Origin of the sequence: Ancylobacter lacus (assembly GCF_018390635.1) — a bacterium.
GTDB classification, from domain to species: domain Bacteria; phylum Pseudomonadota; class Alphaproteobacteria; order Rhizobiales; family Xanthobacteraceae; genus Ancylobacter; species Ancylobacter lacus.
In genome coordinates this window covers 42550-59283 of sequence record NZ_JAHBGE010000057.1, presented here as the reverse complement: position 1 = coordinate 59283, position 16734 = coordinate 42550, and the positions used below count along the sequence as shown (strand labels likewise).

15 protein-coding genes are annotated in these 16734 nt (G+C 72.1%); all 15 read right to left on the bottom strand.

Annotated elements, in window-relative coordinates; all coding sequences use genetic code 11:
* Positions 1-27: 27 nt before the first annotated feature.
* Positions 28-696 carry a 2-dehydro-3-deoxy-6-phosphogalactonate aldolase gene (locus KHC27_RS14170; protein ID WP_213340029.1) on the bottom strand — a complete coding sequence of 223 codons (669 nt, stop codon included), beginning with the start codon at positions 694-696 and terminating at the stop codon, positions 28-30.
* On the bottom strand, positions 693-1622 hold the full coding sequence (locus KHC27_RS14165) for a 2-dehydro-3-deoxygalactonokinase (protein ID WP_213340158.1): 930 nt from the start codon (positions 1620-1622) through the stop codon (positions 693-695). The genes KHC27_RS14170 and KHC27_RS14165 overlap by 4 nt, the downstream gene beginning before the upstream one ends.
* Complete coding sequence (locus tag KHC27_RS14160) at positions 1622-2545, bottom strand: SMP-30/gluconolactonase/LRE family protein (RefSeq protein WP_213340028.1); 924 nt, start codon at positions 2543-2545, stop codon at positions 1622-1624. Before KHC27_RS14160 ends, KHC27_RS14165 begins: the two co-directional genes overlap by 1 nt.
* The gene (locus tag KHC27_RS14155; protein WP_213340157.1) at positions 2532-4328 is read right to left on the bottom strand and encodes an IlvD/Edd family dehydratase; all 1797 of its coding nucleotides are present in this window, start codon (positions 4326-4328) and stop codon (positions 2532-2534) included. The genes KHC27_RS14160 and KHC27_RS14155 overlap by 14 nt, the downstream gene beginning before the upstream one ends.
* Before the next feature lie 14 nt (positions 4329-4342).
* The gene (locus tag KHC27_RS14150; protein ID WP_213340027.1) at positions 4343-5266 is read right to left on the bottom strand and encodes a Gfo/Idh/MocA family protein; all 924 of its coding nucleotides are present in this window, start codon (positions 5264-5266) and stop codon (positions 4343-4345) included.
* A 58-nt stretch (positions 5267-5324) separates the two neighbouring features.
* A complete protein-coding gene (locus KHC27_RS14145) occupies positions 5325-6926 on the bottom strand; it encodes an aldehyde dehydrogenase (NADP(+)) (protein WP_213340026.1) in 1602 nt (533 codons plus the stop codon).
* A 41-nt stretch (positions 6927-6967) separates the two neighbouring features.
* A complete protein-coding gene (locus KHC27_RS14140; protein ID WP_213340025.1) occupies positions 6968-7900 on the bottom strand; it encodes a dihydrodipicolinate synthase family protein in 933 nt (310 codons plus the stop codon).
* Positions 7901-7974: 74 nt separating this feature from the next.
* Complete coding sequence (locus KHC27_RS14135; protein ID WP_213340024.1) at positions 7975-9708, bottom strand: IlvD/Edd family dehydratase; 1734 nt, start codon at positions 9706-9708, stop codon at positions 7975-7977.
* Between the two features lie 15 nt (positions 9709-9723).
* Positions 9724-10449 carry a FadR/GntR family transcriptional regulator gene (locus KHC27_RS14130; protein WP_213340023.1) on the bottom strand — a complete coding sequence of 242 codons (726 nt, stop codon included), beginning with the start codon at positions 10447-10449 and terminating at the stop codon, positions 9724-9726.
* Complete coding sequence (gene yjfF, locus KHC27_RS14125) at positions 10446-11438, bottom strand: galactofuranose ABC transporter, permease protein YjfF (protein ID WP_213340022.1); 993 nt, start codon at positions 11436-11438, stop codon at positions 10446-10448. Before yjfF ends, KHC27_RS14130 begins: the two co-directional genes overlap by 4 nt.
* A complete protein-coding gene (locus KHC27_RS14120; protein ID WP_213340021.1) occupies positions 11435-12418 on the bottom strand; it encodes an ABC transporter permease in 984 nt (327 codons plus the stop codon). The genes yjfF and KHC27_RS14120 overlap by 4 nt, the downstream gene beginning before the upstream one ends.
* Before the next feature lie 14 nt (positions 12419-12432).
* Complete coding sequence (locus tag KHC27_RS14115; RefSeq protein ID WP_213340020.1) at positions 12433-13962, bottom strand: sugar ABC transporter ATP-binding protein; 1530 nt, start codon at positions 13960-13962, stop codon at positions 12433-12435.
* A 101-nt stretch (positions 13963-14063) separates the two neighbouring features.
* Positions 14064-15029, bottom strand: coding sequence for a galactofuranose ABC transporter, galactofuranose-binding protein YtfQ (gene ytfQ / locus KHC27_RS14110; RefSeq protein ID WP_213340019.1), 966 nt, complete (start codon positions 15027-15029; stop codon positions 14064-14066).
* Between the two features lie 311 nt (positions 15030-15340).
* Positions 15341-15586, bottom strand: coding sequence for a BrnA antitoxin family protein (locus KHC27_RS14105; protein ID WP_213340018.1), 246 nt, complete (start codon positions 15584-15586; stop codon positions 15341-15343).
* Positions 15587-15694: 108 nt separating this feature from the next.
* Positions 15695-16678: a D-erythronate dehydrogenase gene (gene denD / locus KHC27_RS14100; RefSeq protein WP_213340017.1), complete on the bottom strand. Its 984-nt coding sequence runs from the start codon at positions 16676-16678 to the stop codon at positions 15695-15697.
* Positions 16679-16734 lie beyond the last annotated feature (56 nt).

Genomic DNA, 16734 nt, shown 5'->3' with positions numbered 1-16734 from the left:
AGGCCGCGAGGGGCCGTCGCCGAGGCCTCAGGCGGGTGAGGTCAGGGGCTGGGTGACGGGTGGAAAGGCGGCGTCATAGGCGGCGATCACCGCCTTTGCCTTTCGCCGCACCTCGGCGGCGTCGGCGCCCGGCCGGTAGAGGCTGGAGCCGAGGCCGAAGGTGCGGATGCCGGCCGCGCCATAGGCGGCGAAGTCCGCCTCGCCGACGCCGCCGACGGCGCCGACCACCGTGCCCGGCGGCAAGATCACCGTGATCGCCTGGATGATCGCGGGGCCGAGCAGGTTGGCCGGAAAGAACTTGAGCCCCGAGGCGCCGGCCTTCACCGCCAATAGTGCCTCGGTGGGGGTGAGCACGCCGGGCATGGTGACCATGCCGTGCCCGGCCGCCCGGCCAATGACCTCCGGGTCGACATTGGGGCTGACCATGAGGCGTCCGCCGGCCTGCGCCAGCCGGTCCACCGCCGCGATGTCGAGCACCGTGCCGGCGCCGATCCACACCGTGGCCGGGGCGAGACGGGCCGCCGCCTCGATGGAGCGGAACGGCTCGGGCGAGTTCAGCGGGATCTCGATGGCCTCGAAGCCTTCCTCGATCAGCGCCCCGACCACCGCCTCCGCCTCGTGCGGGGCGAGGCCGCGCAGGATGGCGACCAGCGAGCGCTTCAGGCGCGGCCACGGCACGGGAGGGTGAGCGGTCACGGCTGGGCTCCTTCGGTCTGGAAGGCGGCGAGGGCGGCGGCGTGCAACCCCGCCCGGACGCAGGATTCGGCATCGCGCAGGCGGATGCCGGCCGCGCCGGCGAGGGCCAGCGCGTCGCGGTAGAGCGGGGCGATCGGCCCCGAGGCGATCAGCACGGTGCCGTCGAGCCGGCCCAGCCGGCGCGCGGCGCCGGCGAGTTCCAGCCCGATCAGCAGGCCCGAGAGCCGGTCCCGCGCGGTGTCCGGCGCGGTGCCGGCCAGCAGCCAGCCGGCCCGCAGCTCGAACAGCCGGTTGCCCGCCGTTTCCGGCGCCGCCATCGCGTCGGCGACCCCGCCGGCAAAGGCCTCGGTGGCGCCTCCGCCGTCCGTCGCGCCCGCGATGGCCGGCGCGACCACGGAGGCGGTGCGCAGCAGGTGGAACAGCTCGCCGGTCATGAAGGTGGCGAAGCCGGCGAGGGCGCCGGTCTCCAGCGCCACCCATTTGGAGTGGGTGCCGGGCAGGCAGACCAGCCCGTCATGGCCTTCGGCGGCCAGCGCGAGAAGCTGGGTTTCCTCCCCGCGCATCACGTCGGGGTGGCTCGGGCTCCGCTGGGCGATGCCCGGCAGGATGCGGACCGGGCGCCGCGCCGCCGGCGCCGCCACGGCCCGCTCGGCGAGGCCTTCCAGCCGCAGCGGCGCATCGAGATAGGCCGCCTCGATCCAGCCGCTGCGCGAGCCGACCATGCCGCACATCATCACCGGCACGCCATCCGCCACGCCGAGCGCGGCGAGATGGGATTCCAGCACCGCCTCGAAGCCCTCCGCGGCGGAGGCGGCAAGGCCCTGCGCGCTGCGGCGCTCCGCCAGCACCCGCCCATCCGCGGCGAGCGCCCAGAGCCGGAAGCTCGACGTGCCCCAGTCGACGACGACATGCGCCAGGCCGTCCATCATGCCGCCTCCAGCCGCACGCGCGGCTCCGGCCGGCCCTTCACGCCGGCTTCGAGCAGGAAGGTCTGGCCGTGGCCGGGGTCGGCGGCGCGCATCGCCGTGCCCATGCCCTGCCAGGAGGAGGTGACCAGCAGTCGGTCGAACCCAGGGCCGACGAAGACGGGGCAGCTCGGCTGGCGCGCCGGCACGGCGAGGCGCCGCACCAGCGTGCCGCCGGGGGAATAGACGTGGAGGCAGCCTCCGCCCCATATCGCGCACCAGATCAGCCCTTCGGCGTCGGTCACCGCGCCATCCGGGCCGCCGGCGCCGTGGTGGCGGTGCAGCGGCGTCGGCGCCCCGAGCGGCAGCCCGGTGGCGGGGTCGAGCGCCACGCGATAAAGCATGTTCTCCCGGGTGTCGGCGAAGTAACCCGTTGCGCCATCGGGGGAAAAGCAGATCGCATTGGGAATCGACAGGCCGGTGAAGAGCTGCACGACCTCGCCGCCGCGAAAGGCATAGATGCTGCCGATGCCGCTTTCGGCGCGCCGGCCCATGGTGCTGGCCCACAGCGTGCCGCTGGGGTGGACGCGGGCGTCGTTGGAACGGGTGCGGGCGTCGTCCGCCTCGATCTCGGCGAGCCGTTCCAGCCGGCCGGTTGCGATCTCGCGCAGGTACAGCCCGTCCTCCGCCACCAGCAACTGACGGTCGTCGTCGACCATCGCCGCGGCGCTGGCCATGAAGGGCAGGGCCTGGACGGCGATCCGTCCCTCGCCGAGCCGGACCTCATGCAGCCTCTGCTCCAGAATGTCGAACCACCACGCGGTGTCGCTGGCGGCGTCATAGCCGGGGCCTTCGCCGAGGTGGCAGCGCGCGGCGTCGAGCACCTGCACCGGCACGCTATGCGGCGCCGGCGCGGCCGGGGTGGGGGCGTTAGTGGTTGTCACGGGGCATCCCCATCGTCTGTGCGATGCGCTGGTAGCGCACCGCCGGCTCCAGCACCGCGCCGGTTTCCATCTGGCCGACCAGGCTGCGCTGGATTTCCTGCCACGGCGTCTGGTGGGCGGGGTAGGCGTAGCCGCCCTGCGCCGCCAGCTCCGCGCGGCGGCGCTCTAGCTCTTCGTCCGACACCAACATGTTGGCGCTGTTGCGCTTCAGGTCGATGCGCACCCGGTCGCCGGTGCGCAGCAAGGCAAGGCCGCCGCCCACCGCCGCTTCCGGCGAGGCATTGAGGATGGAGGGCGAGCCGGAGGTGCCGGACTGGCGGCCGTCGCCGATGCAGGGCAAGGCGTGGATGCCGGCCTTGATGAGGTAGTCCGGCGCCCGCATGTTCACCACCTCCGCCGCGCCGGGATAGCCGACCGGGCCGGCGCCGCGCATGAACAGGATGGTGGTCTCGTCGATGCCGAGCGCGGGGTCGTCGATGCGGGCGTGGTAGTCCTCCGGCCCGTCGAACACCACGGCGGGGCCCTCGAACGCCTCGGGATCGGCGGGGTTGGAGAGGTAGCGCTCGCGGAATTCCGGCGAGATCACGCTGGTCTTCATGATGGCGGAGGAGAAGAGGTTGCCGCGCAGCACACGGAAGCCGGCCTTCTCCTTCAGCGGCCGGGCATAGGGGCGGATCACCTCCTCGTCGGCGATGGCCTGGCCGCGGCAGTTCTCGCCGATGGAGCGGCCGTTCGCGGTCATCGCCTCCTCGGCGATAAGGCCCTGTTCCATCAACTGGTTGACCACGGCGGGAACGCCGCCGGCGTGGTAATAGTCCTCGCCCAGATATTCGCCGGCCGGCTGGAGGTTCACCAGCAGCGGCACGTCCTCGCCATAGGTCTGCCAGTCGTCCACGGTCAGCTCGACACCGACATGGCGGGCCAGCGCGTTGAGGTGGATCGGCGCGTTGGTGGAGCCGCCGATGGCGGAATTCACCCGGATGGCGTTGAGAAAAGCCTCGCGGGTCAGGATGTCGGAGGGCTTCAGGTCCTCCCGCACCATGTCGACGATGCGCAGGCCGGTGCGGTAGGCCACCTCCTGCCGGTCGCGATAGGGCGCGGGAATGGCGGCAGAACCCGGAAGCTGCATGCCCAGCGCCTCGGCGAGCGAATTCATCGTCGTCGCCGTGCCCATGGTGTTGCAGTAGCCCGTGGAGGGGGCGGAGGACGCCACCAGCTTGACGAAGCCGGCATGGTCGATCTCGCCCGCCGCCAGCAGCTCGCGCGCCTTCCACACTATGGTGCCGGAGCCGGTGCGCTGGCCCTTGTACCAGCCGTTCAGCATCGGTCCGACGGAAAGCGCGATGGCGGGGATGTTCACCGTCGCCGCGGCCATCAGGCAGGCCGGGGTGGTCTTGTCGCAGCCGATGGTGAGCACAACGCCGTCAAGGGGATAGCCGTAGAGCACCTCCACCAGCCCGAGATAGGCGAGGTTGCGGTCGAGCCCGGCGGTGGGGCGCTTGCCGGTTTCCTGGATCGGGTGGACCGGGAATTCGATGGCGATGCCGCCGGCGTCGCGGATGCCCTCGCGCACCCGCTTCGCCAGCTCCAGGTGGTGGCGGTTGCAGGGGGAGAGGTCCGAGCCGGTCTGGGCGATGCCGATGATCGGCCGGCCGCTCTGCAATTCCTCCTGGCTGAGGCCGAAATTGAGATAGCGCTCGAGATAGAGCGCGGTCATGTCGATATTGGCCGGGTTGTCGAACCAGGCGCGGGAGCGGAGCGGGCGGGGGGCGTTGCCGTGCATGGGGGTGTCCTCGCTCATTCGACGAAAGCCGCGACCTCGCGCCGCCGCCCCAGCAGGAAGGCGTCGGCGACAAGCTGCAGCGGGGCGAGGTCGACATCGCTCGCGCCGCTGCCGATCAGCTCGACGAAGTGCTTGTAGATGCCGGCATATTCGGCCTCCGGCGCTTCGACGAGCGGGGCACCGTCGAGGCTCAGCCGGGCGCCGCCGGAGCTGAGCGTCAGCAGGCCGGCGTCGGTCTCGACCCGGATGTCCCAGGTCTGCGGGCCGGTCTGCAGGAAATCGAGCTCCGCCCGCACCGGAAGACCGCCGGCATCGGCGAAATCGATCTCGGCGGCGATGGGGGCGGCGCAGTTTGAGGGGAAGGCAAGCTCGGCGCCCGTGACGAAGACGGGGTGCGGCAGGATCCGGGTCAGGATCGACAAGGCATTGATTCCAGGGTCGAAAACGCCGAGCCCGCCGGGCTCCCAGATCCAGCTCTGGCCGGGATGCCAGACGCGGACGTCCTCCTTCCACTCGATGGTGACGGCGCGCAGCGTGCGCCCGGCGAGGAAGGCGCGCGCCGGCTCCACCGCCGGGGCGAAGCGGGAGTGCCAGGTGGCGAAGAGGGTGTGCCCGCCGGCCGCCGCGGCGGCGACGAGGGGGGTGAGTTCCGCCACGGTTGCGCCCGGCGGCTTCTCGAGAAGCACATGTTTTCCAGCGCTTAGCGCCAGGGCGGCCTGGGCGCGGCGGACCTGCGGCGGGGTGCAGAGCGCAACCGCATCCACCGCGACGTCGCTACCGAGCAGCGCGTCCAGGCTGTCGAAATGTGCAACCCCTTCCAGCGCCGCGTTGCGACTGGCGATGGCGACCAGCTCGATGCCGGGCGTCTTGGCGATGGCGGGGATGTGCTGGTCGCGGGCGATCTTGCCGAGACCGACAAGGGCGAGACGGACGGTCATGGCCGTGAAATCCCGGTGGCGGGTGAGTGCGGTGAGGTGGACGATGAGGCCGATGGCGTCATGGCGCGGCTCCGGGTTGCGCCGCGCCGTCGACCAGTCGCGGCAGGCCGAGCGGGTTGCCGTCCGCCACCGCCGCCGGCAGCAGCGCCGCCGGCAGGTCCTGGTAGCAGACCGGGCGCAGGAAGCGGCGGATCGCCAGCGTGCCGACCGAGGTGGTGCGCACGTCGGAGGTGGCGGGGAAGGGGCCGCCATGCACCATGGCGTGGCAGACCTCCACCCCGGTCGGCCAGCCATTGGCGAGGATGCGGCCCGCCTTCTCCTCCAGCACCGGCAGCAGCGCGGCGGCGAGGGCGTGGTCGCCCTCATCGAGCTGCAGCGTGGCGGTGAGCTGGCCTTCCACCGCGCGCGCGACCGCGAGCAGGTCCTCGACGTCGGCGCAGCGCACCACCAGGGCGGAGGCGCCGAACACCTCCCGCGCCAGCGCCGGGGTGGCGCGGAAGGCGGCGCCGTCGGTGACGAACAGGGCGGGGCGGCAGGCATTGGCGCCGCCATCCGCGCGGCCGCGGGCCAGCGTCTGCGCCGCCCCGCTTTCCTCCAGCGCGGCGACGCCGCCGGCATAGGCCCGGGCGATGCCGGGGGTGAGCATGGTGGCGGCGGGCGCCCCGCCCAGCGCGGCGCTTGCCGCCGCGAGGAAGCGGTCGAGCCCCGGGCTGTCCAGCGCGATGACGAGACCGGGATTGGTGCAGAACTGCCCCGCCCCCAGCGTCAGCGAGCCGACGAAGCCGGCCGCCAGCGCCTCGGCCCGGCTCGCCAGCGCCTCCGGCAGCAGGAATACGGGGTTGATGCTGCTCATCTCGGCATAGACCGGGATCGGCACCTCGCGCCCCGCGGCGATGCGGGCCAGCGCCAGCCCGCCGGCCCGCGAGCCGGTGAAGCCCACCGCCGCGATGCGGGGATCGGCGACCAGCGCCGAGCCCAGCTCATGGCTGGTGCCGGTCAGCAGCGAGAACACGCCTTCCGGCAGGCCGCAGGCGGCGACCGCGCGGCGAATGGCACGGCCCACCAGCTCGGAGGTGCCGGGATGGGCGGGGTGGCCCTTCACGATCACCGGGCAGCCGGCGGCGAGGGCGGAGGCGGTGTCGCCGCCCGCCACCGAGAAGGCGAGGGGGAAGTTGCTCGCCCCGAACACCGCGACCGGGCCGACGCCGATATGGCGCAGCCTGAGGTCGGCGCGCGGCAGCGGCTTGCGCTCCGGCTGCGGGCTGTCGAGCCGCGGTTCGTCCGCTCCCCCGGCGCGCACCCAGCTCGCGAACAGCCGGAGCTGCCCGGTGGTGCGGGCGCGCTCGCCGGTGAGGCGGGCGGCGGGCAGGCCGGATTCCAGCCCGGCGCGCTCCACCAGCACGTCGCCCAGCGCCTCGATCTCGCTGGCGATGGCCTCCAGAAAGGCGGCGCGGGCTTCCGGCGCGGTGGCGCGGTAGGCGGGAAAGGCCGCCGCCGCCAGCGCCGCCGCTTCCGCGACATGGGCGGGCCCGGCCTCGGCGAAGGCCGGCTCGATCGCGCTGTCGCGCGCGGGGTCCACCGCGCGGAAGCTGCGGTCGGCCGCGAGGTCGCGGGCGCCGATCAGGATGGCGCCGGTGAGGGAGGTGGCGTTGGCGTTCATGGCGGCGTGTTCCCCAGCGTGTTCCGGCCCGGTTGCCCGGCTCACTTGCCCCACCGCAGCACGAGCGGGTCGAGCCGGCGGGCCAGCTCCAGCAGCCCGGCCCGGGCGGCGGGGTGCACCGCCGGCAGCGGCGCGCGCAGGCTGTCGTCGGCGATGACGCCGCCTTCCTTCATCAGGATCTTGGCGGTGGCGAAGCCGCACTGGCGGTTCTCGTAATTGATGAGCGGCAGCCAGCGCTGATAGGCGTCGAGCGCGGCCTCGCGGTCCCCGGCGACATAGGGGTCGAGGATCTGGCGGATGCCGTCGGGATAGCCGCCGCCGGTCATGGCGCCGGTGGCCCCGGCGTCGAGATCGGCCATCAGGGTGATGGCTTCCTCGCCGTCCCACGGGCCGACGATGGCGTCGCCGCCGGCCTCGATCAGCGCCCGCAGCTTGCCGGCGGCCTGCGGCACCTCGATCTTGAAGTAGGCGAGGTTCGCGATCTCCTTCGCCATCCGCGCCAGCAGCGGCACGGAAAGCGGGGTGCCCGCCACCGGGGCGTCCTGCACCATGATCGGAATGGTGATGGCGTCGGAGACGGCGCGGAAGAAGTCGTAGATCGAGGCTTCCGGCACCCGGAAGGTGGCGCCGTGATAGGGCGGCATCACCATCACCATGGCCGCGCCCAGCTCCTGCGCCCGCTTCGAGCGCTCGGCGCAGACGAGGCTGGAGAAATGCGTGGTGGTGACGATGACCGGCACCCGGCCGGCGACATGCTCCAGCACGGTTTCCATCACCGCGTCGCGCTCGGCGTCGGCGAGGACGAACTGCTCGGAGAAATTGGCGAGGATGCACAGCCCGTGGGAGCCGGCATCGATCATGAAGTCGATGCAGCGCTTCTGGCCTTCGAGGTCCAGCCGGCCATCGGCATGGAAGATGGTGGGGGCGACGGGGAAGACGCCCTTATACGGCCCGGCGGCGGGGGAAGTCGGCATGCGTCACCTTCAAAATCGGTCGGTCGAGCGGGTCGGTGCGGAGAGGCGGGGGCGGCGCGGCGCCCCCGGGCGCCTCAGTGGTTGTCGCGGGGCACGGGCGAGCCGCTGCGCCCGACCAGGAAGTCGAAATCGGCGCCCTTGTCGGCCTGCAGCACGTGGTCGATGTAGAGCCGCTGATAGCCGCGCTCGGCATGAGGCGCCGGGGCCACCCAGGCGGCGCGGCGGGCCGCCAGCTCCGCCGCGTCGACATGCAGGTGCAGCGAGCGGGCGGGCACGTCGAGCGTGATGAGGTCGCCGTTCCGCACCAGCGCCAGCGGCCCGCCGGCGGTCGCCTCCGGGGCGACGTGCAGCACGACGGTGCCATAGGCGGTGCCGGACATGCGGGCATCGGAGATGCGGATCATGTCGCGCACGCCCTCGCGCAGCAGCTTGGCCGGCAGCGGCATGTTGCCGACCTCGGCCATGCCCGGATAGCCCTTGGGCCCGCAGTTCTTCAGCACCATGATGCAGGAGGCGTCGATGTCCAGCGCCTCGTCGTTCACGGCGTGGTGCATCTCCTCCACGCTCTCGAACACCACGGCGCGGCCGGTGTGCTGCATCAGCTCGGGCGAGGCGGCGGAGGGCTTGATCACCGCGCCGTCCGGGGCGAGGTTGCCGGTGAGGATGGCGATGCCCGCCTCCGGCTTGAACGGCGCCTCGAACGGGGTGATGACCTCGCTGTTCCAGCAGGGGGCGGCGGCGACGTTCTCCCACAGGGTGCGCCCGTTCACGGTGCGGGCGTCCCTGTTCAGCAGGCCGCGCTCGCCCAGCGTGCGCAGCACCGCGGGCAGGCCGCCGGCATAGTAGAAATCCTCCATCAGGAAGCGGCCGGAGGGCATGAGGTCGACCAGGCAGTGCACGTCGCGGCCGAGCCGGTCGAAATCCTCCAGCGTCAGGTCGATGCCGACCCGGCCGGCGATGGCCAGCAGGTGCACCACCGCGTTGGTGGAGCCGCCGATCGCGGCCAGGGTGCGGATGGCGTTCTCGAAGGCGGCGCGGGTGAGGATGTCGGAGGGCTTCAGGTCCTCCTTCACCATCTCCACGATGCGCCGGCCGGCCATGCGGGCCAGCAGGTTGCGGCGGGCGTCGGCGGCGGGAATGGCGGCGTTCTCCGGCAGGCCGATGCCGAGCGCCTCCACCATCGAGGCCATGGTGGAGGCGGTGCCCATGGTCATGCAGGAGCCGGCGGAGCGGTTCATCGCCCCCTCCGCCTCGAAGAACTCCTCCAGCGTGATCTCGCCGGCGCGGAGCTGCTCGCTCATCGAGATGATGTTGGTGCCCGAGCCGATGATCTGGCCGCGATAGACCCCGCGCAGCTGCGGGCCGCCGGAGACGCCGATGGCCGGCAGGTCCGCCGAGGCGGCGCCCATCAGCAGCGCCGGGGTGGTCTTGTCGCAGCCCATCAGCAGCACCACGCCGTCGAGCGGGTGGGCGCGGATCGCCTCTTCCACATCCATCGAGGCGAGGTTGCGGAACAGCATGGCGGTCGGGCGCATCGTCACCTCGCCGAGCGAGGAGACCGGGAATTCCAGCGGAAAGCCGCCGGCATCCAGCACGCCGGAGCGCACATGCTCCGCGATGGTGCGGAAATGCGCGTTGCAGGGGGTGAGCTCCGACCAGGTGTTGCAGATGCCGATGACCGGCCGGCCGTCGAACTGGTCCTGCGGGAAGCCGCTGTTCTTGAGGAAGGAGCGGTAATAGAAGCCCATCTTGTCGTGGCGGCCGAACCAGGCCTGGCTGCGCAGCGGCTTCTTGGTGGTGTCGTTCATCGGGATCGGTCCGGTTCAGCCCGCCGCGCCGTGGCGGCGCAGGCCGTTGAAGATGACGTTGGTCATGGCGGCGGCGGCCGCTTCCGAGTCGCGGTCGGCGATGGCCTCGACGATGCGCTCATGGGCGGCGACGGCGATGTCGTATTCGCGCGAATCCGCCGGGGCGCTGAGCACGAAGGAGGCGCGCAGCGCCGCTTCCACCACCGCGCCGATGGAGCGCATGAAGGGGTTGCCGGAGGCGTTGGCCACGGCGAGGTGCAGGGCGAGGTCGGCCTCGGCGAAACCGTCCGAGGCGCCACCGGATTCCTGCGTCATCCGGGCGATGGCCCGGCGCATGACGGCGACGTCCTCCCCCGCCCGCCGCTCGGCCGCCAGCGCCGCCGCGCGCGGCTCCACCGCGAGGCGGATCTCGGCGAGGTCGCGCAGGAAGCGCTTGTCGATGCCGGCGTCGAGGTGCCAGGCCAGCACGTCGGGGTCGAACATGTTCCAGGCCGCGCGCTCGCGCACCACCGTGCCGACCCGCGCCTTGGTGGAGAGCAGGCCCTTGGCGACGAGGGTCTTCACGCTCTCCCGCAGCACCGGGCGGGAGACCCCGAACAGCAGCGTCAGCTCGGCGTCGCCCGGAATCTTGGCGCCCTCGCCATAGCGCCCGGCGATGATGTCGATGCCGATGGTGCGCGCCACCTCGGCGTGGTTCGAGTGCGAGCGGCGGGCGGGGATGACGACGAGCTGGCTGTTCACGGCTGCACGACTCCCATGGCGCGTGCGCGCGGCCGGCGGGCCATGCGCAGGGTGATCTGCTGGAAGGCGATGAAGGCGAAGAGCAGCAGGCCGGTGGCGATCTTGGCCCACCAGCTCGACAGCGAGCCGTCGAAGCTGATGTAGGTCTGGATCAGCCCCTGGATCAGCACCCCGACGAAGGTGCCGAAGATGAAGCCGTAGCCGCCCGAGAGCAGCGTCCCGCCGATCACCACCGCGGCGATGGCGTCCAGCTCCACCCCCACCGCCGACAGCGAATAGCCCGACGAGGTGTAGAGCGAGAACACGATGCCCGACAGCCCCGCCAGCACGGCGGAGAGGGTGTAGATCAGCACCGTGGTGCGCGGCACGTTGACCCCCATCAGGGCGGTCGAGACCCGGCTGCCGCCGAGCGCATAGACATTGGCGCCGAAGCGGGTGAGGTGCAGAAGGACCATGCCGGCCAGCACCACCGCCAGCATGATCATCGCCGGCACGGTGAGGCGCGCCCCGCCCGGCAGCCGGAAGGCGAGGTCGGAGAGGTGGGCGTAGAGATCGGCGTTGATCGGCAGGCTCTCGGTGGAGAGCAGGAAGCTCGCCCCCCGCGCCAGGAACATGCCGGCCAGCGTCACGATGAAGGGCGGCAGGTCGACATACTGGATGATCGCCCCCATCGCCGCGCCGAACGCCGCCGCCACCAGCAGGATGATGGCGAAGGCGGCGAGCGGGGGGATGCCCCAGCGCTCGATCGCCAGCGCCAGGAACACCGTGGTGAAGCCGATGACCGAGCCGACCGAGAGGTCGATGCCCCCCGAGATGATGACGAAGGTCATGCCCACCGCGACGATGCCGAGAAAGGCATTGTCGGTGAGCAGGTTCATCACCACCCGGAGCGAGGCGAAGTTCGGGAAGACGAGCGCGCAGATCAGGAAGCCGAGCAGGAACACCGCGGTGGTCGCCGCCACCGGCATCAGGCGGTTGAGGCTGGTCATGGCCGTTTCCTCCGCAGCAGCAGGCCGAGCCCGGCGAGCCGCGGCGACTGCGCCAGCAGCACCGCCAGCACCACCACCGCCTTGACCACGAGGTTCATCTCCGGCGGGAAGCCGGACAGCAGGATGCCGGTGTTCATCGCCTGGATGATGAGCGCGCCCACCACCGCCAGCACCACCGAGAAGCGCCCGCCGAACAGCGAGGTGCCGCCGATCACCACCGCGAGGATGGCGTCCAGCTCCAGCCACAGCCCGGCATTGTTGGCGTCGGCGCCGAGGATGTCGGCGGCGGCGACGATGCCGGCCAGCGCCGCGCACAGCCCGCTCCAGGCATAGACCGCGAGCGTGATCGCCCGGGTGCCCACCCCGGCCAGCGCGCTGGCGCGGGCATTGCCGCCGGTCGCCTCGATCATCAGGCCGAGCGCGGTGCCGCGCACCACCAGCAGGGTGAGGGCGAGCATGGCGAGGGCGATCGCCACCGGCGCCGGCAGCCCCAGCACCGAGCCGCCGCCGAACCATGAAAGCCCGGGTGCGGTGAAGGTGACGATGCGCCCCTCGGTGATGAGCTGGGCGATGCCGCGGCCGGCGACCATCAGGATCAGCGTCGCCACGATGGGCTGGATGCCCAGCACCGCGACGAGGAAGCCGTTCCACAGCCCGCAGGCCAGCCCGGCGCCGAGCGCGGCGGCCAGCACCACCGGCAGCGGGTGGCTGTCGGCGAGGCTGGCGGCGATGGCCCCGGCGATGGCCATGACCGCGCCGACCGAGAGGTCGATGCCGCGCATGGCGATGACCAGCACCATGCCGAGCGAGAGGATGGCGACCGGGGCGCCGCGGTTCAGCACGTCGATCAGGCTGCCGAACAGCCGCCCGTCCTGAAAGCGGATGTCGAAGAACTGGGGCGAGACCGTCCAGTTGATGGCGAGGATCGCGGCGAGCGCGATGATCTGCGAGGTGCCGATGCGGGGCAGGCGGAGCGTCATGGTGCGGGCCTCCCTCACGCGGCGCGCGGCGCGGCGCCGGCGCCCTCGTCGGCGATGGCGGCGAGGATGCCCGGCACGGTGATGGCCTCGCCGGTGAGCCGCGCCACATGGGCGCGGTCGCGCAGCACGATCACCTCGTCGGCATAGGTGACGATCTCCTCCAGCTCGGAGGAGACCACCAGCAGCGCCATGCCCTCGGCGCAGAGCGCGCGGATCAGCCGGATGATCTCGGCATGGGCGCCGACATCGATGCCGCGGGTGGGCTCGTCGAGGATCAGCACCCGGGGATCGGTGGCGAGCCAGCGCGCCAGCAGCGCCTTCTGCTGGTTGCCGCCGGACAGCAGGCCGATCGGCCGCTCCGGGTCGGGCGGGCGGATGTCCAGCAGGCGGATGAAGCGGCGGGCGATCTCGTCTTGCTCGCGCCGGGACAGCGGCTTCAGCACGCCGCGGCGGGCCTGAAGCGCCAGCACGATGTTCTCGCGCACGGTCAGCTCGGCGACGATGCCTTCGGTCTTGCGCTCCTCCGGGCAATAGCCGAAGCCGAGCGCCAGCGCCTCGCGCGGGGCGGCGAGGCCGACCGGGGCGCCGGCGACGGTGGCGGTGCCGCAGTCGGCCCGCTCCGCGCCGAACACCAGCCGCGCCGTCTCGGTGCGGCCGGAGCCGAGCAGCCCGGCGAGGCCGACGACATGGCCGGGCCGCAGCGCGAGATCGAAGGGCGCGACATAGCCGGCCTTGCCGAAGCCGGTGAAGGCCGCGACCGGGGCGGCCTCCGCCCGGTCCACCGGCGCCCGGGTGGCGGTGGCCTCGCTCAGCTCGCGCCCGAGCATCAGCCGCACCAGCTCCAGCCGCGGCAGCTCCGCCGTGGTCGCGCTGCCCGCCAGCCGGCCGTTGCGCAGCACGGTGATGCGGTCGCACACGGCGTAGACCTGATCGAGGAAATGGGTGACGAAGACGATGCCGATGCCGCGCGCCGCCAGCGCCCGCATCACCGCGAACAGGTTCTCGACCTCGTGGGCGTCGAGGCTGGCGGTGGGCTCGTCGAGGATGAGCACCCGGGCGGAGAGGTCGATGGCGCGGGCGATGGCGACCATGTGCTGCACCGCCACGGAATAGCTTTCCAGCGGGGCGGCGACGTCGATGTCGAGGTTGAAGCCGGCCAGCAGCTCCCGCGCCCGGCGGCGCATCTCCCGCTCGCGCACCAGGCCGAAGCGGGTGGGCTGGCGGCCGAGGAAGAGGTTCTGCGCCACCGAAAGGTTGGGGACGAGGTTCACCTCCTGATAGACCGTGGCGATGCCGGCGCGGGTGGCCTCCTCGGCGGAGCGCGGGGCGATCGCCTCGCCCGCCAGCGTCAGCGTGCCGGCATCGCGCGCCACCACGCCGGTCATGGTCTTGATGAGGGTGGACTTGCCCGCGCCGTTCTCGCCGAGCAGGGCGTGGATCTCGCCGGCCCGCAGCGTGAAATCGACGCCGTTCAGCGCGGGGAAGCCGGCAAAGGACTTGGTGAAGCCCCGCAGTTCCAGCAGATGCGTGTCGTTCGGCGTCATGCGACGGCTCGTGGCGAGGGGACGCGGAGAGGGCGGTCCCGCGGACGGCCGGTCGAGGCCGGGCCGTCCGCGGGCGAGGCAGGGGCCGGGCGGCCCGTCGCTCAGTAGCCGAGGTCCTTCTTGGATTCGTAGACCGCCTTGGGGTTGTCGGCCTGGGTGTAGAGCTTGGATTCGGTCTGGATCCACTTCGGCGGCACGGTGCCCTTGGTCTTGTAGGCGATGACCGCGTCGAGCGCCGGGCCGGCCATGTTCGGCGTCAGCTCGACGGTGGCGTTGGCCTCGCCGGCCGCCATGGCCTTGAAGATGTCCGGCACCGCGTCGATGGAGACGGTGAGGATTTCGGTGCCCGGCTTCAGCCCGGCTTCCTTCATCGCCTGGATGGCGCCGACCATCATGTCGTCATTGTGGGCGTAGACCGCGCAGATGTTCTTGCCGCCACCTTCGGCCTTGATGAAGCTTTCCATCACTTCCTTGCCCTTGGCGCGGGTGAAGTCGCCGGTCTGGCTGCGCACGATCTTCACGTTCGGGTGGCCGGCGATGCCTTCCTCGAAGCCCTTCTTGCGGTTGGTGGCGACGCTGGCGCCCACCGTGCCCTGCAGCTCGACGACGTTGCACGGCTTGGTGCCGACCGTCTTCACCAGCCACTGGCCGGCCACCGCGCCCTCGTGGACGCTGTCGGAGGTCACGGCGGTGAGGTAGAGGTCCTTGCCCGCGGGATCGATGTCGCGGTCGAGCAGCACGACCGGGATCTGGGCTTCCTTCGCCTCCTTCAGCACCGCGTCCCAGCCGGTGGCGACGACGGGGGCGAGGAAGATGGCATCCACGCCCTGCGCGATGAAGGAGCGGATCGCCTTGATCTGGTTCTCCTGCTTCTGCTGGGCGTCGGCGATCTTCAACGTGACGTTGTGCTTCTTCGCCTCCGACTTGGAGACGGTGGTCTCGGCCGCGCGCCAGCCCGATTCCGAGCCGATCTGCGAGAAGCCGACGGTGAGGTCGGCGGCCAGGGCGCTGGCGGAAAAGCCTGCACCGAACAGCGCGGTGCCGAGCATCAAGGCTTTGAAATTCATTGGCGTTTCTCCCGTGGGGCGTGTCGTGCCGCGCCACTTCCGGGCGCTTGGCTGAAACGGACTATGCCATGCGGGAACGGGGTTGAATAGTCATACTGTTTGACTTTTCAGCATCGACATCGCGCGGTGCCGCCGCCGGCTGCGCATGACGCAGCGGCAGGCCGCGCCCCGCCGCGCGAACGGCGTGGCCGGGATGCTTCACATCCGCAGCGAGTCGATGAGCTGGCTAATGAGTCGGAGTCGAGGGCGCGAGCGCGCATTCCCGCCGGGGCGCGGGCGGACAGGGCGGCGCGGGGCCGGCGCCGGGGGTGCTAGAGGCCGGCGGCCTTGCGCAGGGCGAGGTTGATCCGGTCCTGCCAGCCGGGGCCTTCCTGCTGGAAATGCTCCAGCACCGCGCGGTCGAGCCGCAGGGTGACCATCTCGCGCGCCGCCGGCAGGCTCGCGGCCGGCTTGGCGGCCGGCGCGGGGGCGGCGGGCTTGGTGGTGGCGGACTTGAACGCGGCCTCGGCGGCCTCGCGGGCCGAGCCGGTGAAGCGGCGGGAGGGTGGGTTGGCCATGTAGCTCCTCGATTCCACCGGACCCTTATAGCAGATGCCGGCACCGCCGCACCGCCTCGCCAGCGAAATCCCGCGCCTTCCGGCCGGGCGCCGGGCCCGGCCCGTGGTTCAGCCGAGCGCGGGCAGCACGCCGCCGCGCTCGTCCTCGACATAGACCTGCAGGATGGCGTCGATGCCGGCGTCGGGAACGAAGCCCAGCGCCAGCGCCCGGCGGGCCTCGAACGCCTTCGGCCAGGTGCCGACGATGGCCTCGATCGCCGGATCGGGGCGGCGCTCGATCAGCGCCACCGCCCGATCCCCCGCCAGCCGGCGCAGCGCCGCGATCTGGTCGGCGACGGTGGCGGAGATGCCGGGCAGGGTGAGGCTGCGCACCCCCTCCAGCGCGGCGCCGTCGAGCTCGGCGGCGCGCACCAGGAAGCCGATGGCGGCGCGCGGCGAGGCGAACCAGTGCCGCATCGTCTCCGGCACCGGCAGCACCGCCGGCTGCCCGTTCAGCGGCTCGCGCAGGATGCCGGAGTAGAAGCCGGAGGCCGCCCGATTCGGCAGGCCGGGACGCACGCAGATGGTCGGCAGCCGCAGGCTGATGCCGTCGACGAACCCGCGCCGGCTGTAATCGGCGACCAGCAGCTCGCCCATCGCCTTCTGGGTGCCGTAGCTCGACTGCGGCCGCAGCACGAAATCGTCGGGGATGACGTCCGGCAGCGGCCCGCCGAACACCGCGAGCGAGGAGGTGAAGACCAGCCGCGGCCGATAACCCTCCATCGCGCGGATCGCTTCCAGCAGGGCGCGGGTGCCGTCGAGATTGACGCGGTAGCCCTTCTCGAAATCTGCCTCGGCCTCGCCGGAGACCACGGCGGCGAGGTGGAAGATCACCTCCGGCCGCGAGGCGAGCACCGCCGCCGCCGCGCCGGGGGCGGAGAGGTCGGAAACCCGTATCTCGGCGGGGAGGTCGCCGGCCGGCGGGGTGGCGGCGACGATGTCGTGCAGCAGCAGCCGCTCGACCGGCTGGCCGCCCAGTTGGCCCTCGGCGGAGAACCTTCCCGCCAGCTTGCGGCCGAGCATGCCCGCCGCGCCCAGAATCGCCACCTGCATCGTTCCGCTCCGTCCGGTGTCCACCCTGAGCCCTAAAGCAGGCGCCGGCGAAACGC

Coding starts and splice junctions, on each gene's coding strand:
- KHC27_RS14165 (WP_213340158.1), bottom strand. CDS start 1,622: ATGGACGGCCTGGCGCATGTCGTCGTCGACTGGGGCACGTCGAGCTTC.
- KHC27_RS14155 (WP_213340157.1), bottom strand. CDS start 4,328: ATGCACGGCAACGCCCCCCGCCCGCTCCGCTCCCGCGCCTGGTTCGAC.
- KHC27_RS14150 (WP_213340027.1), bottom strand. CDS start 5,266: ATGACCGTCCGTCTCGCCCTTGTCGGTCTCGGCAAGATCGCCCGCGAC.
- KHC27_RS14145 (WP_213340026.1), bottom strand. CDS start 6,926: ATGAACGCCAACGCCACCTCCCTCACCGGCGCCATCCTGATCGGCGCC.
- KHC27_RS14140 (WP_213340025.1), bottom strand. CDS start 7,900: ATGCCGACTTCCCCCGCCGCCGGGCCGTATAAGGGCGTCTTCCCCGTC.
- KHC27_RS14135 (WP_213340024.1), bottom strand. CDS start 9,708: ATGAACGACACCACCAAGAAGCCGCTGCGCAGCCAGGCCTGGTTCGGC.
- yjfF (WP_213340022.1), bottom strand. CDS start 11,438: ATGACCAGCCTCAACCGCCTGATGCCGGTGGCGGCGACCACCGCGGTG.
- KHC27_RS14120 (WP_213340021.1), bottom strand. CDS start 12,418: ATGACGCTCCGCCTGCCCCGCATCGGCACCTCGCAGATCATCGCGCTC.
- KHC27_RS14115 (WP_213340020.1), bottom strand. CDS start 13,962: ATGACGCCGAACGACACGCATCTGCTGGAACTGCGGGGCTTCACCAAG.
- ytfQ (WP_213340019.1), bottom strand. CDS start 15,029: ATGAATTTCAAAGCCTTGATGCTCGGCACCGCGCTGTTCGGTGCAGGC.
- KHC27_RS14105 (WP_213340018.1), bottom strand. CDS start 15,586: ATGGCCAACCCACCCTCCCGCCGCTTCACCGGCTCGGCCCGCGAGGCC.
- denD (WP_213340017.1), bottom strand. CDS start 16,678: ATGCAGGTGGCGATTCTGGGCGCGGCGGGCATGCTCGGCCGCAAGCTG.